Source organism: Citrobacter sp. Ce119 (assembly GCF_030334525.1).
Classification (GTDB): Bacteria; Pseudomonadota; Gammaproteobacteria; order Enterobacterales; family Enterobacteriaceae; genus Citrobacter; species Citrobacter europaeus.
On the sequence record NZ_JAOWDR010000058.1, the window covers coordinates 19,614 to 46,543 of the forward strand.

The 26,930-nt window shown below is 54.3% G+C and carries 23 protein-coding genes; 15 read left to right on the forward strand and 8 right to left on the reverse strand.

The genetic code is table 11. The features are described 5' to 3' along the window. Positions 1-121: 121 nt before the first annotated feature. The 3 genes from prs to lolB form a co-directional block, all read right to left on the reverse strand. Positions 122-1,069 (reverse strand): ribose-phosphate diphosphokinase, encoded by a 948-nt coding sequence (gene prs, locus OGV80_RS16780; protein ID WP_001518537.1) that lies wholly within the window; start codon positions 1,067-1,069, stop codon positions 122-124. Between the two features lie 266 nt (positions 1,070-1,335). Continuing rightward, on the reverse strand, positions 1,336-2,187 hold the full coding sequence (ispE, locus tag OGV80_RS16785) for a 4-(cytidine 5'-diphospho)-2-C-methyl-D-erythritol kinase (protein WP_172862961.1): 852 nt from the start codon (positions 2,185-2,187) through the stop codon (positions 1,336-1,338). Next, positions 2,184-2,807: a lipoprotein insertase outer membrane protein LolB gene (lolB, locus tag OGV80_RS16790; RefSeq protein ID WP_043016115.1), complete on the reverse strand. Its 624-nt coding sequence runs from the start codon at positions 2,805-2,807 to the stop codon at positions 2,184-2,186. Before lolB ends, ispE begins: the two co-directional genes overlap by 4 nt. A 211-nt stretch (positions 2,808-3,018) precedes the next feature. Here lolB and hemA point away from each other — a divergent pair, with 211 nt between their 5' ends. From hemA to kdsA, 6 genes are read left to right on the forward strand one after another with little or no spacing between them, the layout of a single operon-like run. Beyond that, entirely contained in the window at positions 3,019-4,275 is a 1,257-nt protein-coding gene (gene hemA, locus OGV80_RS16795) for a glutamyl-tRNA reductase (RefSeq protein WP_003833420.1), read from the forward strand. 41 nt (positions 4,276-4,316) lie between these two features. Further along, positions 4,317-5,399: a peptide chain release factor 1 gene (gene prfA, locus OGV80_RS16800; RefSeq protein WP_003020786.1), complete on the forward strand. Its 1,083-nt coding sequence runs from the start codon at positions 4,317-4,319 to the stop codon at positions 5,397-5,399. Continuing rightward, complete coding sequence (prmC, locus tag OGV80_RS16805) at positions 5,399-6,232, forward strand: peptide chain release factor N(5)-glutamine methyltransferase (protein ID WP_087050477.1); 834 nt, start codon at positions 5,399-5,401, stop codon at positions 6,230-6,232. The genes prfA and prmC overlap by 1 nt, the downstream gene beginning before the upstream one ends. Next, positions 6,229-6,621 carry an invasion regulator SirB2 gene (gene sirB2 / locus OGV80_RS16810; protein ID WP_043016117.1) on the forward strand — a complete coding sequence of 131 codons (393 nt, stop codon included), beginning with the start codon at positions 6,229-6,231 and terminating at the stop codon, positions 6,619-6,621. The genes prmC and sirB2 overlap by 4 nt, the downstream gene beginning before the upstream one ends. Positions 6,622-6,623: 2 nt before the next feature. Next, a complete protein-coding gene (gene sirB1, locus OGV80_RS16815) occupies positions 6,624-7,433 on the forward strand; it encodes an invasion regulator SirB1 (protein ID WP_003020775.1) in 810 nt (269 codons plus the stop codon). A gap of 35 nt (positions 7,434-7,468) precedes the next feature. Next, positions 7,469-8,323, forward strand: a complete 855-nt coding sequence (gene kdsA / locus OGV80_RS16820; protein WP_003020772.1) for a 3-deoxy-8-phosphooctulonate synthase — start codon at positions 7,469-7,471, stop codon at positions 8,321-8,323. 113 nt (positions 8,324-8,436) lie between these two features. On the opposite strand, the gene chaA is transcribed toward kdsA, so the two are convergent. After that, entirely contained in the window at positions 8,437-9,537 is a 1,101-nt protein-coding gene (gene chaA, locus OGV80_RS16825) for a sodium-potassium/proton antiporter ChaA (RefSeq protein ID WP_003020769.1), read from the reverse strand. A gap of 276 nt (positions 9,538-9,813) precedes the next feature. On the opposite strand from chaA, the gene chaB reads away from it, so the two are divergent. Both chaB and OGV80_RS16835 read left to right on the forward strand, forming a co-directional pair. Next, entirely contained in the window at positions 9,814-10,044 is a 231-nt protein-coding gene (chaB, locus tag OGV80_RS16830) for a putative cation transport regulator ChaB (protein ID WP_286515358.1), read from the forward strand. Positions 10,045-10,240: 196 nt separating this feature from the next. Further along, a complete protein-coding gene (locus OGV80_RS16835; RefSeq protein WP_100194290.1) occupies positions 10,241-10,936 on the forward strand; it encodes a gamma-glutamylcyclotransferase in 696 nt (231 codons plus the stop codon). Between the two features lie 54 nt (positions 10,937-10,990). On the opposite strand, the gene OGV80_RS16840 is transcribed toward OGV80_RS16835, so the two are convergent. Together OGV80_RS16840 and OGV80_RS16845 are read right to left on the reverse strand one after the other, a co-directional pair. Continuing rightward, positions 10,991-11,236, reverse strand: coding sequence for a DUF1883 domain-containing protein (locus tag OGV80_RS16840; protein WP_286515363.1), 246 nt, complete (start codon positions 11,234-11,236; stop codon positions 10,991-10,993). A gap of 262 nt (positions 11,237-11,498) precedes the next feature. Continuing rightward, complete coding sequence (locus OGV80_RS16845; RefSeq protein ID WP_043016119.1) at positions 11,499-11,852, reverse strand: DsrE/DsrF/TusD sulfur relay family protein; 354 nt, start codon at positions 11,850-11,852, stop codon at positions 11,499-11,501. A 73-nt stretch (positions 11,853-11,925) separates the two neighbouring features. On the opposite strand from OGV80_RS16845, the gene nasR reads away from it, so the two are divergent. The 7 genes from nasR to OGV80_RS16880 all read left to right on the forward strand — a co-directional run bounded on the left by nasR (position 11,926) and on the right by OGV80_RS16880 (position 24,424). Next, positions 11,926-13,107 (forward strand): nitrate regulatory protein NasR, encoded by a 1,182-nt coding sequence (gene nasR, locus OGV80_RS16850; protein WP_286515365.1) that lies wholly within the window; start codon positions 11,926-11,928, stop codon positions 13,105-13,107. Between the two features lie 222 nt (positions 13,108-13,329). Continuing rightward, positions 13,330-14,589, forward strand: a complete 1,260-nt coding sequence (locus OGV80_RS16855) for a CmpA/NrtA family ABC transporter substrate-binding protein (RefSeq protein ID WP_286515366.1) — start codon at positions 13,330-13,332, stop codon at positions 14,587-14,589. A gap of 1 nt (position 14,590) precedes the next feature. Then, positions 14,591-15,466, forward strand: a complete 876-nt coding sequence (ntrB, locus tag OGV80_RS16860; RefSeq protein WP_080625295.1) for a nitrate ABC transporter permease — start codon at positions 14,591-14,593, stop codon at positions 15,464-15,466. 9 nt (positions 15,467-15,475) lie between these two features. Then, positions 15,476-16,264: an ABC transporter ATP-binding protein gene (locus tag OGV80_RS16865; RefSeq protein ID WP_123915286.1), complete on the forward strand. Its 789-nt coding sequence runs from the start codon at positions 15,476-15,478 to the stop codon at positions 16,262-16,264. A 10-nt stretch (positions 16,265-16,274) separates the two neighbouring features. Continuing rightward, positions 16,275-20,339 carry a nitrite reductase large subunit NirB gene (nirB, locus tag OGV80_RS16870; RefSeq protein WP_286515369.1) on the forward strand — a complete coding sequence of 1,355 codons (4,065 nt, stop codon included), beginning with the start codon at positions 16,275-16,277 and terminating at the stop codon, positions 20,337-20,339. Further along, on the forward strand, positions 20,336-22,936 hold the full coding sequence (locus OGV80_RS16875) for a nitrate reductase (protein WP_286515370.1): 2,601 nt from the start codon (positions 20,336-20,338) through the stop codon (positions 22,934-22,936). Before nirB ends, OGV80_RS16875 begins: the two co-directional genes overlap by 4 nt. An 84-nt stretch (positions 22,937-23,020) precedes the next feature. Further along, positions 23,021-24,424: a YchO/YchP family invasin gene (locus OGV80_RS16880; protein WP_087053431.1), complete on the forward strand. Its 1,404-nt coding sequence runs from the start codon at positions 23,021-23,023 to the stop codon at positions 24,422-24,424. Positions 24,425-24,445: 21 nt separating this feature from the next. Here OGV80_RS16880 and narL read toward each other — a convergent pair whose 3' ends face one another. Both narL and narX read right to left on the reverse strand, forming a co-directional pair. Further along, entirely contained in the window at positions 24,446-25,096 is a 651-nt protein-coding gene (narL, locus tag OGV80_RS16885; protein WP_003020756.1) for a two-component system response regulator NarL, read from the reverse strand. Beyond that, positions 25,089-26,885, reverse strand: a complete 1,797-nt coding sequence (gene narX / locus OGV80_RS16890) for a nitrate/nitrite two-component system sensor histidine kinase NarX (protein WP_043016124.1) — start codon at positions 26,883-26,885, stop codon at positions 25,089-25,091. The genes narL and narX overlap by 8 nt, the downstream gene beginning before the upstream one ends. Between the last annotated feature and the right edge of the window lie 45 nt (positions 26,886-26,930).

Genomic DNA, 26,930 nt, shown 5'->3' on the forward strand with positions numbered 1-26,930 from the left:
AATGTTTCATCCATGAGCGCATCATCTATCTAAAAAACGATAGTTGAAGTTGGCATAAATCATACAAATAAATAAAAAGGATAAAAAAACCCGCCGCAGCGGGTTTTTGAGCCGGGCTCGATTAATGCTCGAACATGGCAGAGATGGATTCTTCGTTGCTGATACGACGAATCGCTTCGGCCAGCATACCCGACAGGGTCAATGTACGCACGTTTGGCAGTGCTTTGATTTCGTCAGTCAGTGGAATAGTGTCACAGACAACGACTTCGTCAATCACTGAGTTGCGCAGGTTGTTTGCCGCATTACCTGAGAAGATCGGGTGGGTTGCGTAAGCAAATACGCGTTTTGCACCACGTTCTTTCAGTGCTTCTGCTGCTTTACACAGCGTACCGCCGGTATCGATCATGTCATCAACCAGCACGCAGTCACGACCTGCTACGTCACCAATAATGTGCATCACCTGAGAAACGTTTGCACGCGGGCGACGTTTGTCGATGATAGCCATGTCGGTATCGTTCAGCAGTTTAGCGATAGCGCGGGCACGCACGACGCCACCGATATCCGGAGAAACCACAATCGGGTTATCCAGGTTCAGCTGCAGCATGTCTTCTAACAGGATCGGGCTACCGAATACGTTATCAACCGGTACGTCGAAGAAGCCCTGGATCTGTTCAGCATGCAGGTCAACGGTGAGGACGCGGTCAACGCCAACGCTGGACAGGAAATCAGCGACGACTTTAGCGGTAATCGGTACACGAGCGGAACGTACGCGACGATCCTGACGTGCATAGCCGAAGTAAGGAATAACGGCGGTGATACGGCCTGCGGAAGCACGGCGCAGCGCATCAACCATAACGACCAATTCCATCAGGTTGTCGTTAGTAGGGGCACAAGTGGACTGGATGATGAAAATATCACCACCGCGTACATTTTCATTAATTTGTACGCTGACTTCGCCGTCGCTAAAGCGACCTACAGCGGCGTCGCCGAGTGAAGTGTACAGGCGGTTGGCAATACGTTGTGCTAGTTCCGGGGTGGCGTTACCAGCAAAAAGCTTCATATCAGGCACGAGAAGAACCTCAGGCATGCGTCCATTGGTGGAAAGAATCTGCCGAAAACTGTGCGGGCCAGGCAGTATCCTCTCCATGCGGTGTATTAAAGAGCGCGATGCAACGTCTGGAACAGGGTGACGTTGTCACCGCAACTCAGCTTGCCCGGCTTACTCGTTATCCTTCGTGTTTCATGTGCGTTGGCATCAATTTCTCGCACCAGTCACATACTTTTGTATGCTCCTGGCGATTTGTCATCTCGCCATCTTCCTGAAACCCGAATGATTTAGAGTAACACTCTATGCAATGGGGAGAGGTTGACACCTTTCGCCACAAAGCCTTTGAGCCATTCCGGGGCTTGCTCAAGCACCTGGCGAGCACGAGACTCAGTGTCAAATTCAGCAAAGACACAAGCCCCTGTACCAGTCAGGCGCGACGGCGCGTATTCTAACAGCCAGGAAAGCGCCGCATCAACCTCGCGAAAACGTTTTCTTGCGATAACCTCGCAATCATTGCCGAATTCACATTTTAGTAACGTTTTTATTGACCTTTTTGGCGTGTTACGCGGGAGGTCGGGATCTTTAAAAATCACCGGCGTCGGAATACTGACCCCTGGGTGTGCAACCAGATACCATTTTTCCTCTGGCTCGACCGGTGTCAGAATTTCTCCTACGCCTTCGGCAAAGGCCGCATGGCCACGCACGAACACGGGAACGTCCGCCCCCAGCGTTAAGCCGAGTGCCGCCAGTTCATCAACCGAGAGTCCGCATTGCCAGAGATGATTCAGCGCCACCAGAACGGTCGCCGCATTAGACGAGCCTCCGCCAAGACCGCCGCCCATCGGCAGGCGTTTTTCGATACTGATGTCGGCGCCGCTCCCTTGAGGAAGACGATTGCTTTCAGATGCCGCCTTCATCAGCAAACGTGCCGCACGGACGATCAGGTTGTCTTCATGCTCAACGCCTTCCACCGGGGTTAACAGGCGAATTTCGCCGTCGCCGCGCGGCGCAATATCTATCGTGTCGCCATAATCAAGAAACTGAAATAACGTCTGCAGCGTGTGGTAACCGTCCGCACGCTGCCCGGTGATGTATAAAAACAGATTCAGTTTTGCCGGAGAGGGCCAATGGGTCATCATTTCACAATCCAGTTATCCATCTTCAGCTTAATACGCTGGGAGCCGTCGGACAGTTCCATGTTTGCCGGCATCGCGGGCTGGGTTTTGCTGTCGTAGGCGCTATAGACCACTTTCCAGCTTTTACCGTCTTTGCTGTAGTTCACCTCACTCAGACGATATTGGTCATCGAGCTTGTAATCGGTGGCGTCACCTGGCAGACCAAGGATCCACTGGCGCAGGCTGTTCAATGGAATAGGCATGCCGGTCAGTTTGCCAATCATCTCTTCGGCATCGTCGGCGGTGTAATGCTTGCCTTTGTTATCGACAAGTTCGACGCTGCCCGGCTGCGCATTGAGTTCCAGTTCAGTACTGCCCAGCGGGTTGGTCAGCAGGAGACGATAGCGATCCTGTCCGGTTTGTTGCCAGAAAAAGCGGGCATACACTTTCTGTTGATCGGAGATATAGGCAAACGCACCGCGCGTCTGATATTGGTTCAGGGCGCGTACTTCCTGCTGGTGCTGGCGCCACTGTGGCGAGTCGGGGCTTTTGCCGGGACCTTTCGGCGCGTTGATCGTACAAGCGGTAAGAACCAGGGCCGCCAGCGGCAGCAGGCGAATCAGGCGAAAATCGGGCAGGGTCATAATGATGACAAATCCTTGAGATACGTTGCAGTTATAATTCTTAATGCTAGCGCCGCCATCAGGCATCGTCTACGTTCAAGTTATCTTAAATCGCTTAAATTTGTGCACTAAGCCATTACTCCAAAAGGGGTCAGTCTCTTTTATTGACCGCACGCATCCTGTATGATGCACCCAGTCTAACCTTATCAACGCTGGTACTATTCCCGCACACATGACCCTTTTAGCGCTTGGTATTAACCATAAAACGGCACCTGTATCGCTGCGAGAACGCGTAACGTTTTCGCCGGATACGCTCGATCAGGCGCTGGACAGCCTGCTCGCGCAGCCAATGGTGCAGGGCGGGGTGGTGTTGTCGACGTGTAACCGCACGGAACTGTATCTCAGCGTTGAAGAACAGGATAACCTGCAAGAAGCGCTGGTTCGCTGGCTGTGCGAATACCACAACCTCAATGAAGAAGACCTGCGCAACAGCTTGTACTGGCACCAGGACAACGACGCCGTTAGTCATTTGATGCGTGTTGCCAGCGGTCTGGATTCACTGGTGCTCGGTGAACCACAAATTCTGGGGCAGGTGAAAAAAGCGTTTGCGGATTCGCAAAAAGGCCACCTGAACGCCAGTGCGCTGGAACGCATGTTCCAGAAATCATTCTCTGTCGCTAAACGTGTACGTACAGAAACTGACATCGGCGCCAGCGCCGTGTCGGTGGCGTTTGCCGCCTGTACCCTGGCGCGGCAGATATTTGAATCGCTCTCCACGGTAACCGTGCTGTTAGTGGGCGCAGGCGAAACTATCGAATTGGTGGCGCGACACCTGCGTGAGCACAAAGTGAAGAAGATGATCATCGCCAACCGTACGCGTGAGCGTGCGCAGGTGCTGGCGGATGAAGTCGGCGCTGAGGTGATTTCACTGAGTGATATCGACGCGCGTTTGCAGGATGCTGATATTATTATCAGTTCTACCGCCAGCCCGTTGCCGATCATCGGCAAAGGAATGGTAGAACGCGCGCTTAAAAATCGTCGTAATCAACCTATGCTGCTGGTGGATATCGCCGTACCGCGTGACGTCGAGCCGGAAGTGGGTAAATTGTCTAACGCCTATCTGTACAGCGTAGACGACCTGCAAAGCATCATTTCGCATAACCTGGCCCAGCGCAAAGCGGCGGCCGTGGAAGCCGAAACGATTGTGGAGCAGGAAGCCAGCGAGTTTATGGCCTGGTTACGTGCCCAGGGCGCAAGCGACACTATCCGCGAGTATCGCAGTCAATCAGAACAAATTCGTGATGAACTGACCGCCAAAGCGTTGGCTGCTCTTCAACAGGGTGGTGATGCGCAAGCCATTATGCAGGATCTGGCCTGGAAACTGACCAACCGCCTGATCCATGCACCAACCAAATCACTTCAACAGGCTGCCCGTGACGGGGATAGTGAACGCCTGAATATTCTGCGCGACAGCCTCGGGCTGGAGTAGCAGCACACCAATCTTATTTTTTACAGGGTGCATTTACGCCTATGAAGCCTTCTATCGTTGCCAAACTGGAAGCCCTGCATGAACGCCATGAAGAAGTTCAGGCGCTGCTCGGTGATGCGGGTACTATCGCAGACCAGGACCGCTTTCGTGCACTGTCGCGTGAATATGCGCAATTAAGCGATGTATCTCGCTGTTTTACGGACTGGCAACAGGTTCAGGAAGATATCGAAACGGCTCAGATGATGCTCGACGATCCTGAAATGCGTGAAATGGCGCAGGATGAACTGCGTGAAGCAAAAGAGAAATGCGAGCAGTTGGAGCAACATCTGCAGGTTCTGCTGTTACCTAAAGATCCCGATGACGAACGTAACGCCTTCCTCGAAGTTCGTGCGGGAACAGGTGGTGATGAAGCCGCGCTGTTTGCCGGCGATCTGTTCCGCATGTACAGCCGTTATGCTGAGTCCCGTCGCTGGCGGGTTGAGATCATGAGCGCCAGCGAAGGCGAACATGGCGGGTTTAAAGAGGTCATTGCCAAGATTAGCGGTGAAGGCGTTTACGGGCGACTGAAATTTGAGTCCGGCGGCCATCGCGTTCAGCGCGTACCTGCGACGGAATCACAGGGCCGTATTCACACCTCTGCCTGTACGGTCGCAGTTATGCCGGAATTACCGGATGCCGAACTGCCGGACATCAACCCGGCCGATCTGCGTATTGATACCTTCCGCTCATCAGGAGCAGGCGGTCAGCACGTTAACACCACCGACTCCGCAATCCGTATTACCCACTTACCGACCGGTATCGTAGTGGAATGCCAGGACGAACGTTCGCAGCACAAGAACAAAGCGAAAGCGATGTCGGTGCTGGGGGCGCGAATTCGTGCCGCCGAAGTGGCAAGACGTCAACAGGCGGAAGCCTCTGAACGACGCAATCTGTTGGGTAGCGGCGATCGCAGCGATCGTAACCGTACCTATAACTTCCCGCAGGGTCGCGTGACCGATCACCGCATTAACCTGACGCTCTACCGTCTGGATGAAGCGATGGAAGGTAAACTGGATATGCTCATTGAGCCGATTGTCCAGGAATACCAGGCCGACCAACTGGCGGCGTTGTCCGAGCAGGATTAATGGATTATCAGCACTGGCTGCGTGAAGCGATAAGCCAATTACAGGCAAGCGAAAGCCCGCGCCGTGACGCCGAGATTTTACTCGAGTCTGTTACCGGTAAGGGTCGCACCTTTATTCTGGCTTTCGGCGAAACGGTGTTAACCGAGGCGCAGCGTCAGCAACTCGACACATTACTGGAACGCCGTCAGCGGGGTGAGCCGGTGGCACATCTTACCGGCGTGCGCGAGTTTTGGTCGCTGCCGCTGTTTGTGTCTGCGGCGACGCTTATCCCTCGTCCGGATACCGAGTGTCTGGTGGAGCAGGCGCTGGCTCGCCTGCCGGCCTCAGCGTGTCGTATTCTCGATTTGGGAACCGGCACGGGCGCCATTGCGCTGGCGCTGGCAAGCGAGCGTCCGGATTGTGCGGTGACGGCGGTCGATCGTATGCCGGATGCCGTGGCGCTGGCCATTCGCAACAAACAGCATCTGGGCATCGACAATGTTTGCGTGCTGCAAAGCAACTGGTTCAGTGCATTGCAGGGACAGCGGTTTGATATGATTGTCAGCAATCCGCCGTATATCGACGAGCAGGATCCTCACCTGGCGCAAGGCGACGTTCGCTTTGAACCGCTGTCGGCACTGGTGGCAGGCGATCAGGGACTGGCGGATATCGTACACATCATTGACCAGTCTCAGCATGTGTTAACGCCCGGGGGCTATCTGATGCTGGAGCATGGCTGGCAGCAGGGACAGGCAGTCCGCGACGCCTTTACTCGGGCGGGTTATCAGGCGGTTGAAACCTGCCGTGACTATGGCGGCAACGAGCGAATTACGCTTGGACGCATCCCATCATGAATACTTTCAGTGTGTTACTCAACGTCCATCTCATCAGCATTGCGCTTTCTGTTGGTCTGCTGACGCTGCGTTTTTGGTGGCGTTACACCGACTCGCGTCTTGCCTGCGCGCGCTGGACGCGCGTTGTGCCGCCGGTTGTGGATACCGTTTTATTACTCAGCGGCGTGGCGTTAATGGTTAAAGCGCACATCCTGCCATTCACTGAGCACGGGACATGGCTGACTGAAAAGCTGTTTGGGGTTATCATTTACATCGTTTTGGGTTTTATTGCGCTCGATTATCGTCGGGCGCGCAGTCAGCAGGCGCGATTAATCGCATTTCCGCTGGCGCTGGTGGTGCTGTACATCATCATTAAACTCGCCACCACAAAAATACCGTTACTGGGGTAAGCATGAGGTCGTTAGCTGATTTCGAATTTAATAAAGCGCCATTGTGTGATGGGATGATCCTGGCGTCGGAGTCTATCCGTCTGGATTTTCCAACACAAACTGTCTATGACGAACTGGAACGTCTGGTCAGTCTGGCGCAAGAAGAAATTAGCCAGCTCCTGTCTCAGGATGAGCAACTGGAAAAACTGCTGGCACTTTTTTATGGCGAATGGGGGTTTACGGATACCCACGGCGTCTATCGTCTTTCTGATGCATTATGGCTTGATCAGGTACTGAAAAATCGTCAGGGCAGCGCCGTGTCGTTGGGGGCGATCTTATTGTGGATTGCCAACCGGCTGGAACTGCCGCTGGTGCCGGTGATTTTCCCGACACAACTTATCCTGCGTATCGAATCGCTCGATGGCGAAATGTGGCTAATCAATCCGTTCAATGGCGAAACGTTGAATGAGCACACGCTGGAAGTATGGCTGAAGGGGAATATCAGCCCGGTCGCGGAGTTGTTTAACGAAGACCTGGATGAGGCGGATAATGCAGAAGTCATCCGCAAGCTGCTCGACACGCTGAAATCATCGCTGATGGAAGAGCGGCAAATGGAGCTGGCGCTGCGTGCCAGCGAAGCACTATTACAGTTTAATCCCGAAGATCCGTATGAAATACGCGATCGCGGATTGATATACGCGCAGCTCGAGTGTGAACATGTTGCGCTGACCGACTTAAGTTATTTCGTTGAACAGTGTCCGGAAGACCCGATCAGCGAAATGATTCGTGCGCAGATTAATACTATTTCGCACAAGCAAATTGTATTGCATTGATTAATGACACTTTACCTACCGTTTAAGGCGATCCTATGAAACAAAAAGTGGTTAGCATTGGCGACATCAACGTGGCAAATGACCTGCCGTTCGTGCTGTTTGGCGGAATGAACGTGCTGGAATCCCGCGATCTGGCGATGCGCATTTGTGAGCACTACGTAACCGTTACTCAAAAGCTGGGTATCCCTTACGTGTTCAAAGCCTCCTTTGATAAAGCCAACCGTTCTTCCATCCACTCTTACCGTGGACCGGGCCTTGAAGAAGGGATGAAAATCTTCCAGGAACTGAAGCAGACTTTTGGCGTAAAAGTGATCACCGACGTTCACGAAGCCAGCCAGGCACAGCCTGTTGCTGACGTGGTGGATGTGATTCAGCTGCCGGCATTCCTCGCTCGTCAAACCGATCTGGTGGAAGCGATGGCGAAAACCGGTGCCGTTATCAACGTGAAGAAACCGCAGTTCGTAAGCCCGGGCCAGATGGGTAATATCGTGGATAAATTCCATGAGGGCGGTAACGATAAAGTTATTTTGTGCGACCGTGGCGCGAACTTTGGTTATGACAATTTGGTTGTGGACATGCTTGGCTTCAGCGTGATGAAGAAAGTCTCCGGCAATTCACCGGTGATTTTTGACGTCACCCATGCGCTGCAGTGCCGCGACCCGTTTGGCGCAGCAAGCGGTGGTCGTCGCGCGCAGGTTACCGAACTGGCGCGTGCCGGTATGGCGGTAGGCCTGGCAGGTCTGTTTATTGAAGCGCATCCGGATCCAGCCAATGCGAAATGCGATGGCCCATCCGCACTGCCGCTGGCGAAGCTGGAACAGTTCCTGACGCAGATCAAAGCGATTGATGACCTGGTGAAAAGCTTCGACGAGCTGGATACCGAGAACTAAGTCTGGTTGACCGCCCGAGAGCGCCAACGCTTATCGGGCCGACAAACCGTAAGAAATGAAGTGAAACATACTCCAGGCCGGATAAGACGCATTGCGTCGTATCCGGCTTTTTTTCAGGCAAATATCGTCATCAGATAGGCGATAAACAGCGCCAGATGCGCCGCGCCGTTAAGCACGTTGGTGCGTCCGGTAGAGAAAGAGATATGACACAGTACCAGCGATGAAACCATCACAATCATCTCTGGCGCGCCCAGCGCAAAGACCAAATCATTCCCGGTTGCCCATGCGATCAGCGTTACGACCGGAACGGTCAGTGAAATGGTGGCTAACACCGAACCGAAGAACAAATTCATCGCCCGCTGAACCTGATTACTCAGAACCGCTTTCAGCGCGCCCAGACCCTCAGGAGAGAGGATCAGCAATGCGACCAGGAAACCGGTAAATGCCACTGGGGCATTCAGTTCAGTCAGCAATGTCTCCAGCGGGCTGGCGTTCATCTTGGTCACGGCGATTACAGCGATCAGATGAATGATAAGCCAGGCGGCGTGCCACATATTGCTGTGGGCTGACGGTTTACCGTGATGCGGGTCATCGTCGTCACCCTCGTCTTCATGCTCGTAAATGAACAGGCTCTGGTGGGTTTTAGTTTGTATCAGCAAAAACACGCCGTACATCGCCGCAGAAATTAATGCCACCAGCAGCGCCTGCGCGGTAGTGAAATTCGCTCCCGGTAAAGCCATTGGGAACACCAGTACAATAATGGCCAGCGGGAACAGGGCGATTAAATACTGCTTAATACCAAACAGGTTCATATACTGAGTGGCAAATTTACGACCACCTAACAGTAAAGAAAAACCGACCAGACCGCCGGTTACGATCATTATGATTGAATATAGCGTATCGCGCATGAGCGTAGGCGCAGCATCGCCAGTCGCCATTAATGCGGAGATTAAGCTGACTTCAAGAATAACAACGGACAGGCTGAGGATCAGCGACCCGTAGGGTTCGCCAAGTCGATGCGCTAATACATCCGCATGACGGACAACGCTAAATGCGCTGCTTAATATACCAATAAGGGCCAGCGCATTGATACCGATGACCACTGGTAGTGACTGACTGCTCCCCCAGAAGAACAGTACTACCAGCGCCAAAATCGGGAAGACGAGAGAGGTCTCCTTGTGGCGGGTTTTTACCGCCTCATGTACTTGTGTCATTGAACTAATTTCTCCATCTCTGCAGGTATTTATAATTATAAAAAGTATTAAAGAATGTAAAAAATAACAGAAAACCTGGTTTTGTAGGTGACATTTTACGAAATTTTACTACATCGCTTATTTTTCCTCTCAAAGCGGTCAAAAACAAATTCTTTGTTTATAGACTGTTTAATTAACAGAAGGTTAGATGAAGAAAGTTTCTAAAAATGTCTTTTGTTGGCGTATCGCCGCATTGTTAACCACACTTAAGGTTTAGCCTAAAAAGAGGAGTTCACAATGCCGTATAAATCTAAAAGCGAGCTGCCTGACAGCGTGCAGCATGTTCTGCCAGCCCATGCTCAGGACATCTACAAAGAAGCTTTCAACAGCGCCTGGGAACAGTATAAAGATAAATCTGACCGTCGTGATGATGCCACCCGCGAAGAGACGGCGCACAAGGTGGCGTGGGCCGCGGTCAAAAATGATTATCAAAAAGGTGATGATGATAAATGGCATAAAAAGACGTAACAGTATCAATTATAATGCTTTTATGAACTAGCCAGCATCAGGCGTTAGCGAATCGTGCTACGCCGCGCCGTTGCTGGCTTGCAAGCGAGCGGTGAATTGCCTATTGTCCAGCTATTGGTTTCAAAATGAGCAGTAAAAAAGCCCGGAAGGCGTCAAAAAAGTTGTCGCAGGGAAGCTGCAGTGGCGGAGGTGTAAGGTGTTAACGCGTGATTTTTTATTGAATGCCGACTGTAAGACGGCATTTGGTGCTATTGAAGAATCACTACTCTGGTCAGCGGAACAACGTGCAGCCTCACTGGCCGCCACGCTCGCTTGCCGACCAGATGATGGACCGGTGTGGATCTTTGGTTATGGATCGTTGATGTGGAACCCGGCCTTAGAGTTTGAAGAGTCTTGTACCGGGACGTTAGTCGGCTGGCACCGTGCTTTCTGTCTGCGCCTGACGGCGGGGCGAGGAACGGCGTGTCAGCCAGGACGTATGCTGGCCTTGAAAGAAGGGGGACGCACCACCGGTGTGGCCTACCGCTTGCCGGAGGCATCCCTGGAACAAGAGCTTTCGCTGCTGTGGAAGCGAGAAATGATCACCGGCTGTTATCTGCCGACCTGGTGTCAGTTGGCGCTGGATGATGGCAGGATGGTGAACGCGCTGGTCTTTATTATGGATCCGCGCCACCCGCTGTTTGAGTCAGACACGCGTGCGCAGGTGATCGCGCCGCTGATTGCCGCCGCCAGTGGACCTTTAGGCACTAACGCCCAGTATCTGTTCTCGCTGGAACAAGAGCTGGTTAAGTTAGGGATGCAGGATGATTGTCTTAACGATTTGGTGATCACGGTCAAACGATTGTTGGGAGAGAACCTGCCAGAAGGCGTTATGCGACCAGGGTTTGCCTGACTCTAGCCTGGAACTGTATGCCCGAAAGCCAGACGCTCTTCGGGCATTTAACGCTTAGGCTGCAATATAACTTATCGAATGCTCGAGCGACTGGCTGTGGCTGTCGATCAGCACATTCCAGATGCCGGTATAGGGCACGGTCAACCATGCGTTATCACGATCCTGCACGCTTAAAATATCGGACTGCGTGTCTTTGACGTGATTTTTCTCGCTCATCAGATGGATATGACAGCGCGCAGAACAGCGCACTACCACCGTATCGCCACCAAATAACTTTAAACTCGCCTTCACTAATGCCATTTTTCACCCCGTTCTTGAAAACAACGTACTTTCTGTCGAAAGTGCTGCGTGATGTTGTTCACATTTCACTCATGGCATAACACCAAAGGGTGAGCCACAGGATGCTGATTTTGATCAAAAAATGGCATAACGATTAAACAAAAGTGACAAAATCCCTCAAAAGGGTTGAAAGGGCGTGCTAACGTTCAACGAAACCGCGCCCATCTACGATTAAATCCGGAAATTATCGACACTTTCAGTGTGCTGGCCTGAAAGCGGTGTATCAGAAGGTCAGCACTTTATCTGCAGCCAGAGTCCATTGAGCCAGTTCAACCAGCGTGCCGACGGCTACTCCGTCGATTAACGGCAGCTCCGTTATGCCTCGGCCATCGGTGCAGGTTTTGCACAGTTTCACCGGCACATTTTGCGCCGTCAGAATCTCCAGCATTTGCTGAATATTGTATCCTTCCGCTGGTTTCTGTCCTCGTAATCCCGCGGTTACCGCGTCCGACATTAAAAACAGGCGCAGGTCGAGATCCGATTCTTGTTCGCGCAGGGCGATAGCCAGTCGCAGGCTGTTAAATAAGGATTCACTTCCATAGGCCGCACCGTTCGCGACGATCACTATCTTTTGCATTATTACTCCTGTTGTCAGGGGGGCATGGATATTGCTTGTCCTCAGGGATAACCCGTTATCAGTGAGGGCAGAGATGATGACAAATGCACAAAATTTCGGCGCGACGCAATGGTTTCGCCATGCCCGCCAGCTTGAGAACACCCAGCTTCGCCAACTGGCGCAGTCCGGTAAGCTGGTGATACGCATCAGCCATCTGGTGCATATGCTACAGTGCGAACGCGGTGCATCCAATATCTGGTTGTGTTCTCAAGGTACGCTTTATGATCGGGAGGTCCGTGCCAGTCGGGCGCTGGTGGATGAGGAGTGTCGGCAACTGCATATCGTTTTCCAGCACATTATGCCGGTGGCGGGCAGTGCGTTGTGTCACCGCATTGCTGGCACCGTCTGGTGTCTCGATCAGCTAACGACGCTGCGTGAGTCTGTCAGCGGACAGATTGTCGATGCGCAGCAGGCGATGGAGCATTATAGCCGGATGTTACGCCATCTGCTGGGTATTGTACCGCAGCTTAACGACAGCATCGATTATCCCCATGTCGCAGGTGGACTGGTAGCGCTGTACAGTTTTATGCAGGGTAAAGAACTGGTGGGGCAAGAGCGGGCATTAGGGGCCATTGGCTTTACCCAGGGCGAGTTTAATCCTCCGATGCGCCAGGAGCTGGTGGACAGAATCGACGGGCAGCAGCCGTGCTTTGACACCTTTATCTCCCTGGCTTCACCTGTGCTGGTGCAGCATTTTCGTCAGCAGTGCGAGGCATCGGGCGAGATCGAACAACTGCGACGCCAGGCCTGTACGCGACAACCCCAACTCGATAACGGTGAAAGCGCGCTACGCTGGTTTACCCTACAGACGCAGCGCCTTGAACAATTACGCCATCTCGAAGAGATGCTGATTACCGAGTTGCTGAACGCCGTGGCGCGGCGGCTGGCAGAAGAAACCTCCGCCTTGCCGCTCGACAACTGGCTTGATGACCGTGCTGAGGAACCCCTTTCGTTACGTCGGGATAAACAATTATTGTGGGTTGTTCGCCAGCAGGCTCGCCAGCTGGAACAGATGAGCGCCCAGTTGGCCTCATTGCAGGACGCCTTAGAGGAGCGCAAGGTGATTGATAAAGCAAAAAGCATCCTGATGAATCACCAACAGGTCAGCGAAGAACAGGCGTGGCAGCTATTGCGAAAAATGGCTATGGATAAAAACCAACGGATGGTGGATATCGCCCGGGCACTGCTTACCGTCAAATCCCTGATGCAGGGATAGCGGCTGCACAACGGGCGGGCAGCGGCTGCCATATTTGGGTGCACCACGACGTCTGCTACGCGTTGAACCCGCTAAAACCGTCAGTGTAATTCTGGCATCTGAATTGCATTCACTCATACAGACAATTTAGCAGCAGGCCAACGGCGGTCTGACTGTTTTGAGGATAAAGGCGTCCTGCAATGCTTCGGCATTGTTGGACGCCTTTTTTTATGGGGAGCATGTATGGGTGACAGAACAGTTTCGTTAACGCGGCGGCAGTTTTTGCAGGCAAGTGCCGTGATGGGGGCCAGTTCCCTGATTCCAGGACTGATGTCCTCGGTCTGGGCGGCAGGCTCTGATGCGCCGGAGATCACTACCGTTCGGGTCGGTTTTATTCCGCTAACCGACTGCGCGCCGCTGGTTATCGCTGCGTTGAAAGGTTTTGATAAAAAATACGGCATTACGCTGGTGCCGACCAAAGAGGCAAGCTGGGCTGCAGTGCGTGACAAACTGGTCTCTGGAGAGCTGGATGCGGCGCATGTTCTGTACGGCCTGTTGTATGGACTGGAACTGGGGATTGCCAGTAAAGCGCAGCCAATGGCCAATCTGATGACGCTCAATCAGAACGGGCAGGCGATCACGCTCTCCGCAACGCTGCTGGAGCAGGGGATTACCGATGCGTCTGCGCTGAAGAAACTGATCGTCTCGCAGGAGCCTGGAACCTATACCTTCGCGCATACCTTTCCCACCGGCACACATGCCATGTGGCTCTATTACTGGCTGGCCAGCGCTGACATCAATCCTTTCACCGATGTTCGCACCGTCGTGGTACCGCCTCCGCAAATGGTGATGAACATGCGCATTGGCAATATGAGCGGATTCTGCGTCGGCGAGCCGTGGAATGCGCGGGCGATCAACGACCGCATCGGTTTTACCGCGGCGACGTCTCAGGAAATCTGGCCCGACCATCCGGAAAAAGTACTCGGTACGCGCCGGGAGTGGGTAGAAAAATATCCACATACTGCCCGGGCGCTGGTTAGCGCGCTGCTTGAAGCGTCGCGCTGGATAGATGCCAGTGACGCCAACAAACGCGAAACAGCACAAATTCTGGCGCGCCGGGCCTGGCTCAATACCAAAGAAAGCTATCTGACGGGAAGAATGCTGGGTGAGTACGACAACGGGGCAGGTCGTCGCTGGCAGGATCCGCATGCCATACGCTTTTTTCGCGACGGCGAGGTGAGTTTTCCATGGCATTCCGATGGCATGTGGTTTCTGACCCAGTTCCGCCGTTGGGGATTGTTAAAGCAACAACCGGATTATGCAGCCATTGCCGCGCGCATCAACCGGACCGATATCTGGCGCGATGCGGCAGCTGCGGTTGGTGGGATAACACCGCCTGCGCAACTGTTACGTACCAGTACGCTGATGGACGGTTCCGTATGGGATGGCCGCAATCCAGAAGCCTATGCCAACAGTTTTACCCTCCACCGTACAGGAGCCTGAGATGAAACAAAATACGCAGCTTAAATCCCCTGAACCGGCAGTTGGTGAAGTCATAACGCTATCAACGATGAAGGTCAGAAAGCGCAAAATGCCGTGGTCGTTATGGTTAAACGCATGGCTCAGGCGAGCCGTACCCGCTCTGCTGGGGATTGCCTTGCTGGTGGTGTGTTGGCAACTGGCCGCTATCAACAGCAAAGGATTTCCTACGCCGCTGAGCACTCTGGATTCAGCCCTGACGCTGTTTGCCGATCCGTTCTATAACGGCGGGCCGAATGATATGGGGATCGGCTGGAACGTGCTGGCGTCGTTGCAACGGGTTGCTGTCGGTTTCGGATTAGCGGCGCTGGTGGGGATCCCGCTGGGATTTCTGATTGGGCGTTATACCTTCTTCTCGCACATGTTTTCGCCGCTGATTGCGCTGTTGCGCCCGGTCAGCCCGCTGGCCTGGCTGCCGATTGGACTGCTGTTGTTTCAAAAAGCGGAACCCGCATCGAGCTGGACCATCTTTATCTGTTCTATATGGCCGATGGTGATCAACACCGCCGAAGGGGTGCGGAGAATTCCTGACGATTATCTCAACGTTGCTCGCGTACTGCAGCTCTCAGAGTGGACGGTGATGCGACGGATACTTTTCCCCGCCGTGCTGCCGGCGATCCTCACTGGCATACGCCTGTCTATCGGCATCGCCTGGTTGGTGATTGTGGCAGCCGAAATGCTCACCGGCGGGTTGGGGATTGGTTTTTGGATCTGGAATGAGTGGAACAACCTTAACGTCGAAAACATTCTCATCGCTATCGTCATCATCGGCGTTGTAGGCCTGCTGCTTGAGCAGGGGCTAATGCTGGTGGCACGTCGGTTTAGCTGGCAGGAAAAATAAGGAGACAACATGAAACCCATTATTCAGATCCAGGCGGTCAGCCAGCGTTTCTCGACCGCCAGCGGTGAGTTCCTCGCGCTCCACAATGTCTCTTTTGATATCCATGAAGGGGAGACCGTCAGTTTGATTGGACACTCCGGTTGCGGCAAGTCGACGCTTTTGAATCTGATTGCCGGCATTACGCTGCCTACGGAAGGCGGTCTGATTTGTGATAATCGCGAAATTGCCGGGCCAGGGCCTGAGCGGGCGGTCGTTTTCCAGAATCATTCGCTGCTGCCGTGGCTGACCTGCTTCGACAATGTAGCCCTGGCCGTCGATCAGGTTTTCCGCCACACCATGAGCAAAGCCGAACGACGCGAGTGGATCGAGCACAACCTGCATCGCGTCCAGATGGGCCACGCGATGCATAAACACCCCGGTGAAGTCTCTGGTGGGATGAAGCAGCGCGTGGGTATTGCCCGGGCGCTGGCGATGAAACCCAAAGTCCTGCTCATGGATGAACCGTTTGGCGCACTGGATGCGCTCACCAGGGCGCATCTGCAGGATACGGTGATGCACATTCAACAGTCGCTGAACACCACCATTGTGCTGATCACTCACGACGTTGATGAAGCCGTGCTGCTTTCCGACCGGGTTCTGATGATGACCAACGGGCCGGCGGCGACGGTAGGCGAGATCCTGACGGTTGATTTGCCGCGCCCACGCAATCGGGTCCAGCTCGCCGATGACAGCCGATACCATCAGCTACGACAACACATTCTCCATTTTCTGTATGAGAAACAGCCGAAGGCGGCGTAAGGAGGGTGATATGACGCGACTGGTCATTGTAGGTCATGGCATGGCGGCTACTCGCCTGATTGAGGCGCTTATTACGTACAGGGATTGCAACATTGCCATCACCGTTATCGGTGAAGAGCCGCAGCTTGCTTACAACCGGATCCAACTTTCACCGGTACTGGGGGGAGAAAAGGCCTTTGCGCAAACCTTACTTCACCCGGCGCAGTGGTATCTCGACCACGGCGTGACGGTGCTAAGCGGTGAAACCGTGCTGACTGTTGATGCCGCCAGCCACAGCCTGACCACGACAAAACGGCTTATGTTCTGGGATGAGCTGGTATTTGCCACCGGGTCGTATCCGTTTATTCCGCCTATTCCCGGCGGTAAACAGCCGCATGTTCATGCTTTTCGCTCGATGCAGGATGTTGAGGCGATTCTACAGCGGTCTGGTCCAAAGGTGGTGCTGGGCGGTGGCGTTCTTGGCATAGAGGCGGCGGCAGCATTACACCTTAATGGTGACAACGTCACGTTAATTCATCGCACGGGTAGGCTGATGGAACAACAGCTTGATCAACTGGCCAGCGATCTGTTGCAGGCTCAACTGACGAGTCGTGGCATTCGCTGTGAACTTGGTTCAGGCATCACCAGTATCGAAGCCGACAGCGTCACGTTGCTGGATGGCCAGCGGATTGCGGCGAATGGCGTGGTGATTGCCACGGGGGTAAAACCCAATATCCGCCTGGCGCAGGCGTGCGGCGTAGTTTGTCAGCAGGGGATCGTGGTGGATGATCAACTTCGCACCTCAACGCCCAACATTAGCGCTGTCGGGGAATGCTGCGAGATTAACGGCCAGACGTGGGGGCTGGTCGCGCCGTGTCTGAAGCAGGCAGAGGTGTTGGCTGCGCGACTGGCGGGTTTTACCGGTGCCGGATTTGGCTGGCAGTCGAGCGGAACGCGTCTCAAGGTGACGGGCATTGATCTGTTTAGTGCAGGTGTAACAGACGCGACGGCGACGGATGCCATCCTGAGTACATACGATCCGCTTAGTGGGCACTACCGCCGCTTGCTGACGCGTGACGGAAAACTCCATGGCGTGCTGCTGATGGGCGATTGCCGCAGCGCCGCGCCGTTAACCGATTTGCTGGCCCAGGGGGCGACAGCACAATCAGACTGGCTCTTCGACCGCTTTGATACGCAGCCATCGGCTGCAGGACAGATGACGATGACAAAACCGACGCTGGCTGTTGTGGGACACGGTATGGTTGGCCACCATTTTCTCGAGCAATGCGTAAGCCGTAATCTGCATTTGCATTATCACATCGTGGTGTTTGGCGAGGAACGTTATGCCGCCTATGACCGGGTGCATCTGTCTGAGTATTTCGCCGGGCGCAGCGCGCAATCACTTTCGCTTGTCGCAGATGATTTCTTTGCCCGCAATGGCATCGAGCTACGTTTGGGGCAATGCGTGACCGGGATCGATCGTGAAACGCGCGTCATCCGTAACGCCGATGGACATGAAACCCACTGGGATGCGCTGGTGCTTGCCACCGGATCGTATCCGTTTGTCCCTCCTGTGAAAGGTGGAGACTCTCCATCCTGCTTTGTTTATCGTACGTTGGACGATCTGGATGCCATTGCAGCGAAAGCGAAAAGTGCGCGCCGCGGGGTGGTTATCGGTGGAGGCCTGCTTGGTCTGGAGGCGGCGAACGCGCTACGTCAGCTTGGGATGGAAACGCATGTCGTTGAATTTGCGGCTAATCTGATGGCGGTACAACTGGATAACGCCGGTGCTGCGATGCTGCGAGAAAAGATAGAGGCGCTGGGCGTTGGCGTCCACACCGCGAAATCGACCACGGAAATTGAAAGCACTTCTGACGGGCTGGTACTGCACTTTGCCGATGGCGAAAAGCTGGAAACTGAAATGGTGGTCTTTTCTGCGGGGATTCGTCCGCAGGATGCGCTGGCGCGTCGTAGCGGATTAAATATTGGCGAACGCGGTGGGATTTGTATCGATAACCACTGTCGCACGTCAGATGACGCCATTTTTGCAATCGGCGAATGTGCGCTGTGGGAAGGGCGAGTCTTTGGCCTTGTCGCGCCGGGGTATCAAATGGCGCGGGTGGTCGCCGCACAGCTGGCCGGAGACGATGTCAGCTTTAGCGGCGCGGATATGAGTACCAAACTCAAGCTGCTGGGCGTCGATGTCGCTTCTTTTGGCGATGCGCATGCCCGTACGCCGGGCGCGAAAAGTTACCAATGGACGCATGGTCCCGAGCAGATCTACAAAAAAATCGTCGTCAGCGCGGAGGGCAAAACGCTGTTGGGTGGGGTGTTGGTTGGCGATGCTGGCGATTACGCCACGCTACTGCAAATGATGCTCAATGGGATGCCACTTCCCGGTCAGCCGGAATCGCTGATCCTGCCCTCGCTGGCGGGCGGTGCGTCGAAAGCGCTTGGGGTTGCGGCATTGCCCGATACTGCGCAAATCTGCTCTTGTCATAACGTCAGTAAGGCCGATATATGTCAGGCGGTGAGCGCTGGCGCGACGGACATGGGCGCCATCAAGCAGTGCACGAAGGCTGCGACTGGATGTGGCGGATGCAGCGCGCTGGTTAAACAAGTGATGGAGCACCAACTTGCGGCCCAGGGCGTTGAGGTTAAAAAGGATATCTGTGAACACTTTCCCTGGTCGCGCCAGGAGATTTATCACCTGGTACGGGTGAACCATATTCATACTTTCGAACAGTTGATTAGCCGTTACGGTCATGGTCACGGCTGCGAAATCTGCAAACCTCTGGTGGGGTCAGTGCTGGCGTCCTGCTGGAATGAGTATCTGCTTAAACCTGCGCACTTACCGTTGCAGGACACTAACGATCGCTATTTTGCCAATATTCAAAAAGACGGTTCCTATTCCGTGGTTCCACGTATGCCTGCGGGAGAGGTCACACCTGACGGCCTGATCGCTATAGGCCAGATTGCGAAACGTTTCCAGCTGTACAGCAAAATCACCGGCGGGCAGCGGGTGGATCTTTTCGGTGCGCGTCTGGAGCAGTTACCAGATATCTGGCGCGAGCTGGTGGCGGCGGGGTTTGAAACAGGGCATGCGTACGGGAAGTCGTTGCGTACGGTGAAGTCCTGCGTGGGCTCAACCTGGTGTCGCTACGGCGTACAGGACTCAACGGCAATGGCGGTGATACTTGAAAATCGCTACAAAGGGCTGCGCGCGCCACACAAAATTAAAATGGCGGTTTCCGGTTGTACCCGGGAATGCGCCGAGGCGCAGGGCAAAGATGTCGGCGTCATTGCGACGGATAAAGGCTGGAATCTCTATCTGTGCGGCAACGGAGGAATGAAACCGCGCCATGCCTGTCTGTTTGCCAGTGATTTGGATGATGTCGCGCTGATGAGTACCATCGACCGTTTCCTGATGTTCTACATTCGCACCGCCGATCGTCTGCAACGTACCAGCACCTGGATGGATAACCTGGAAGGCGGTATTGAATATTTACGTGAGGTGATCCTTGACGACAGTTTAGGTATTGCCAGCGAACTGGAACAAGAGATGGCGCGGGTTGTGGAAAGTTATCAGTGTGAATGGCAAACCACGCTCAGCAGCCCGCAGCGCCTGGCGCTGTTTCGTTCTTACATCAATAGTGATGAGCCGGATGAGACGATTGCACGCGCGCCTTTGCGCGGGCAGCCGCAGTTGGCGGCATCTGCATCCAGAGTTCGGGAGTTATTACCGACAAAACCCTGGCAGGAAATATGCGCCCTTGATGCGATCCCTGAGCAGGCGGGTATTGGTGCTCGCCTGGGAGACGTACAAATCGCGTTATTTCGCTTTGGGCAGACGATTTATGCCCTTGATAACCTTGAACCCGGTAGTTCTGCTCAGGTGTTATCACGCGGTATTCTGGGGGACGTGCAGGGTGAGCCGATTGTTATCTCGCCGCTGTATAAACAACGTATTCGTCTGCGCGATGGCCGCCAGTATGACAGCGGAGAACAGGCGGTACGCGCCTGGCCGGTGAAAGTGGAGGCTGGAAAAGTGTGGGTGGGAACTCAGGCGCTGATCCTGCGGGCGGAGGCATCATGAGTGAGACTCGTACAACGTGCCCGTACTGTGGCGTTGGCTGCGGCGTAATTGCGCAGGTGGACAACAATGGTGTCACCGTCAGAGGCGACCCCGAACATCCGGCAAACTTTGGCCGCTTGTGCGTCAAAGGCGCGGCGCTGGCTGAAACCACAGGACTCAGCGGCAGGTTGTTGCAGCCAATGGTGGATGGCGCAACGGCAAGCTGGTCGCAGGCGCTGGATACCGCCGGTGAACGCCTGCGCGCTATCATTGCTCAGCATGGTCCGCATGCCGTGGCCTTTTATGCCTCCGGGCAACTGCTGACGGAGGATTACTATGCGGCGAATAAGCTGATGAAAGGTTTCATTGGCGCGGCCAACATTGATACCAATTCGCGGCTTTGTATGTCGTCTGCGGTGACCGGGTACAAGCGGGCGTTGGGGGCGGATGTGGTGCCCTGCAGCTATGAGGATATCGAATGCAGCGATTTGGTGGTGTTGGTGGGATCGAATGCGGCATGGACGCATCCGGTGCTGTATCAGCGTCTGGTACAGGCGCGTAGTGCCAATCCGTCGATGAAGGTTGTGGTTATCGATCCTCGTCGCACCGCCACCTGTGATATCGCCGATCTGCATCTTTCCCTGCTGCCCGGTAGCGATGCCGGACTGTTTGTAGGCTTACTGAACCGGATTGTGGCTGAGGGTGATGCGCGGAGTGAATTTGATGACGCTGCAGAAACGTTTGCTATCGCCCGCGACTGGAATCTGGAGCGTGTCGCGCAATTTTGCGAGCTGGATGTTGCTGATGTTGTCACCTTCTATGACTGGTTTACGCGCGCGTCAACAGCCATCACGCTTTACACCATGGGCATTAACCAGTCCGCCAGCGGTAGCGACAAATGCAATGCGATTATCAATGTACATCTGGCCAGCGGTAAATTTGGACGGGAGGGGTGCGGCCCATTTTCGCTGACCGGACAACCCAATGCGATGGGCGGACGGGAGGTTGGTGGGCTGGCGACCCAACTGGCGGCGAATATGAATTTTGAACCTCAGGATCTTGCCCGCCTGGCCCGTTTCTGGGGCACCGAAAGGCTGGCGCAGACGCCAGGGTTGATGGCGGTAGATCTGTTTGAGGCGATCGGTAAAGGCGATGTCAAAGCGGTATGGATCATGGGGACTAACCCGGCGGTGTCACTACCGGACAGCCATGCAGTGTGCCAGGCGCTGGCCGCCTGTCCACTGGTGATTGTCTCCGAAGTTGTGGCTGACACGGATACCAGCCGCTATGCGCATATCCGGTTTCCGGCGCAGGCCTGGGGGGAGAAAAACGGTACGGTGACCAACTCAGAACGTCGGATCTCGCGCCAGCGTGCATTTTTACCTGCGCCGGGTGAGACGCGGCCAGACTGGTGGATTGTCGCGCAAATGGCGAAACAGTTGGGATTTGCCCAGGCGTTTGGCTGGCAAAGCGCCTGGGAGGTATTTTGTGAACATGCGGCGCTTTCTGGTTATGAAAACAGAGGTGAACGTGCATTTGATATTGGCGCGTTAGCTGAGCTGACGCACCAACAGTGGGATGAGATGACGCCGGTTCGCTGGCCGGTGAGCACAGGCTCATCAACGCTTAATCTTTGGCAGGGGTGGCGTGGTAACCAACGTTTACGCCTGGTCGCTGTTGCGCCGCAGGGGATGAAAACCACCTGCGATGCCCTATATCCATTGGTGTTAAACAGTGGTCGCATTCGCGATCAGTGGCACACCATGACGCGCACGGGGACAATTTCACGCCTGATGCAGCATATCAATGAGCCGCTTGTAGAAGTTGCACCTGAAGATGCTGGTCGCTTCAAACTTAATGAAGGTGCACTATGCCGGGTGAATTCCCCGCGCGGCGTGATGGTCGGTAGAGTAACCATCCACCCTGGACAGAGGCCGGGGTGCGTCTTCACCTCAATGCATTGGAATAACCGTTTTGCCCGTCAGGGGCGAGTAAATGCATTGGTTTCCCCGGTTTGCGATCCTGACTCTGGACAGCCGGAAAGCAAACAGACTGCGGTGCGCATTATGGCGTGGCAGCCCCGGTGGCAGGCAGAGCTGTTTTGCCGCTCTACGCTGACGTTGCCGGGATTCGTCCACTGGTGGCGTAAAAGTGCTGACAATGCGTTGCGCTATACCCTTGCGGGTGACAGCGATATTTTCGTCTGGCTACAACAATATTGTGTGGCGCAGGGCTGGCAACTTCAACTGGCGCAATGGGAACGGGGGCTGAATCTGCTGGCCTGGCATGATGGCAACCTGATGCTCGGGTTCTGGTCAGCAGCAACGCCGCCGCAGATTGATGATGAGGCGATCCTCTGCGCATTCATGCAAAAGCCGGAAAATGCTCAGGCTCGTCATGCGCTGTTGGGCGGGAAATCCGGAGGAATTCCGGCTGATAAGGGAGTGACTATTTGCAGTTGTTTTAACGTAGGAGAAAAAGCCATTACCCAGGCTATCGCTAACGGTTGTGATACGGTTCAGGCACTGGGACAGGCATTACGTTGTGGAAGCAATTGCGGCTCATGTATTCCGGAACTGAAGGCATTACTGGCACAAAAAATCACACTCAATGATTAAGGATATTCCTGAAAATTTGAGAAAAGGCTGCAAAGGGGAGCGCGGGCAGGTAGGATTTAAGCTGTGATCCCCAAATTCAATGATATTAAAGCCAGTAACGATTTGAGCCGTATTTTAAGTTGTAGATTTTCTCTTCTCCTACTCTTGCCTTTGGCAGGCGGTACTGCCAGCGCGCAGTCGTCTTTTATTCACCAGGCTGAAAACCCTTTCGACAACAATAGCGATGGCTTGCCCGATCTCGGTATGGCGCCTGAATCGCGGGCAGGTGAAAAGCACTTTGCCGAAATGGTTAAAGCGTTTGGTGAAGCCAGCATGATCGATAACGGGCTTGATACCGGTGAACAGGCGAAGCAGTACGCCTTTGGCCAGGTGCGTGACACGGTCAGCGAACAGGTGAATCAGCAGTTGGAATCCTGGCTCTCTGTACGGGGAAACGCCAGCGTCGGGTTGCAGGTTGATAATGAAGGCAGTTTTACCGGAAGTCGGGGAAGTTGGTTTATTCCGTGGCAGGACAATCAGCGATTTCTGACCTGGAGCCAGTTGGGTTTGACGCAACAGGATGAAGGCTTAGTCAGTAATGCGGGGATTGGGCAGCGTTGGGTGCGTGACGGTTGGTTAGTGGGTTATAACACCTTTTATGATAACCTGCTGGATGAAAATCTGCCCCGGGGCGGCCTCGGCGCAGAGGCGTGGGGTGAATATTTGCGCTTATCCGCAAACTATTATCAACCGTTGTCCTCCTGGCAGGAGCGTTCAATAACCCAGCAACAAAGGATGGCCCGCGGCTACGATCTGACCGCGCAAATGCGTATGCCGTTTTATCAACACCTCAATACCAGCGTCAGCGTGGAACAGTATTTTGGCGACCAGGTGGATCTGTTTCATTCGGGAACCGGATATCACAATCCGGTGGCGGTGAACCTCGGACTGAGCTATACGCCGGTGCCGCTGATCACAGTGACAGCACAACACAAACAGGGTGAAAGCGGCATCAGCCAGAATAACCTCGGCTTCACGCTTAATTACCGTTTTGGCGTGCCGCTAAAAAAACAGCTGATGGTCAGCGAGGTGGCAAACAGCCGTTCGCTGCGCGGCAGTCGCTATGATGCTCCGCAGCGTAACAATTTGCCGACGCTGGAATATCGCCAGCGTAAAACGCTGTCGGTATTGTTGGCCACGCCGCCCTGGGATCTCAAACCGGGAGAGACGGTGGCGCTGACGCTGCAGGTCCGTAGTCTGCATGGGATCCGCCATCTGGCGTGGCAGGGCGATACTCAGGCGTTGAGCTTAACGGCTGGCAGCAATAGCCGAAGCGCGCAGGGCTGGACGATTATTATGCCGAAGTGGGACAACAGAGAAGGTGCGATGAACCGCTGGCGGTTGTCTGTGGTGGTAGAAGATGAGCAGGGCCAGCGTGTCTCTTCCAATGAGATCACGCTATCACTGACCGAACCGTTTTTTACGGTTTCGGAAAATGATCCTCGTTAACAATGACGCATGAATGCGTTATCAGAAAATGCGTTCCTGGTGCACCCATACCGCGGCTTCAACGCGTGATTTGAGCTTCATTTTCTTCAGCATATGCTTCACGTGAACTTTTACCGTGCTTTCGGTGATGTCCAGTCGGCGGGCGATCATCTTGTTAGGCAAACCCTGGGCGATGAGCTTAAGAATATCGCGTTCGCGCGGGGTCAGTTGGGTGACATCACGGTCGGACGTTGCGCGATTTGCGCGCAGGCTGGCGGCCAGAACCGGGGTCAGGGCTTCGCTCAGCACCATTTCACCAGCGGCAGCCTGCTGCAATGCTTTCAGTAAATCTTCCGGCTCCATATCTTTCAGTAGATAACCGTCGGCGCCACGCTTCAGTGCGGTAACCACGTCTTCTTCATGATTGGATACGCTAAACACAACGATACGACCCGACAGGGATTTCTCACGCAGTTTGTCGAGCGTTTCCAGACCGTTCATGCCAGGCATGTTCAAATCAAGAAGGATCAGATCGGGATCAAGGGATTCTGCCAGCTCGATACCCTGCTCACCATTGCTGGCTTCGCCGACAACGGTGATATCGGGCGCCATGCTGACAAGCTGTTTCACACCGGTTCGCAGCATCGGATGATCGTCGATCAACAGGATGGTTGCCGGTTCCAGATTACTCATGGGTATCTCCTTGGACTTCTGTGAAGTTTGTTTCGGGAATAAAAGTGACAGCAACTTCAGTACCGCCTGTCTCGCGACGGCGTACACGGCAATCGCCGCGTAAGCTTTGCGCACGGTCGCGCATGATTATCATGCCATAATGGTTACTGCGTTCGGCGTTTTCCGGTACGCCGCAGCCGTTATCTTGCACTGTCAGTTTGACCTGCTTGCCATTTTGCACCACCGTCACGACCACTTCGTCGGCCTGAGAGTGTTTGAGGGCGTTGCTCAGGGCTTCGCGCGCAATTTGTAGCAGGTGTATAGCCTGATGTGAAGGTACCAGGCGCGGCGGCAGCTGATAATCCAGCTTCACCGTAAATCCAAAACGGGCGCTGTATTCCTGACAGCTGGCTTCCAGCGCCGGTCGCAATCCCGGTTCCGTCAGTTGTAAACGGAAAGTGGTTAACAGCTCACGCAATTGCGCCCACGAAGCATTCAGCTCGTTACGAATCTGACTGAGCAGCTCGCGGCAGTTGTCAGAAAGCGCATCGCCCTGCATCTGCAAACAGCTAACCTGCATCTTCATACAGGAGAGCGATTGTGCAATAGAATCATGAAGTTCGCGCGCAATGGTGGCACGCTCTTCCATCACGATCAACTGCTGTTGACGCTCCTGATGCCTGTCGAGCGCAAGCGTGGCGGTCAGTTGCTCCACCAGGGTATCAACCAGTTGCTGCTGATCGTGGCTGAGATGGCGTCCCTTCGGCAAAGTAGCGAGCAGGATACCATACTGGGTATGCGCATCGGTCAGTCGCCATTTCAACGTGATACCGCCGTCAATGGCGGGCAGCGTGCCGCGCGGACACAAATGGCAGCCTTTCTCATCACAGCTGGCATTGGACTGGCAGGTAAATTCCTGATGATTGTCTTCATCTTCCAGGTCATAAACCCGAAGTTCAATATCATGCAGCAGGGTCAAATTTTGCAGGCCGTTCAGTACCGGCGAGAGGCGTTCGCACAACGGTACCTGAGAGTGCAGGCGGCGGTTGGCTTGCCACAGGAAAGAGAGGATCTGGTTTTTGTGCTCCAGGCCCGCTGTTTTCTCCTGTACCCGCTGTTCCAGCACCGCGTAACTTTCGGCCAGTTCCTTCGACATATTATTTAGCGCCGAGCCCAGCGCCGCCATCTCATTGCGCCCGCTGATATTCGCGCGTTGGGTAAAATCACGCTGGCTGACTGCTCGCGCCATCGCCAGCAGCTGTTTCCACGGCTCTAACAGGCGCACGCGCAGCCAGATAATGGTGAAAACCAGCAGTAATGCCATAAATACGGCCATCAGGCGATGCAGCAGGACGACGCGTTCAATGCGTAATTCGGTAGTATGGTCAAAGGCAGTGACCAGCTTATCCAGCCCGTCCACAAAGCGCGTCACATCTTGCGCTACCGCATCAGGCGTTTGCGCATGCGCAAGCCCCGGCGCCAGTTCGGTATGCCAGTAATCCTGTAATGCTTTTAACTGCGCCTGTTGTCCGTCACGCTGCGCAGCGCGCGTCAATTCCGGGCTAAACGCCGTTTGCTCCATTTCATCCAGCAGCGATTGATCGCTCGCGTCAAGCGGTACGGCTGCCAGCAGGCGATAGCTCTGCATACGCAGCGAACCCGCTTTGTTGATCGCATGAGCGCTACCTTGAACACCCTGAACCAGCCAGCCAGAGACAGCCATACCCGCCACGCCGATGGCAGTAGACAATAAAACAATCAGCGCCACCTGGTTGACCAGCGTGAGCGGGGAGAGACAACGTTTAAACATGGTGACTAGTTCCTTCGGGTTTTCGCTGTTCAGAAAACCTTATTG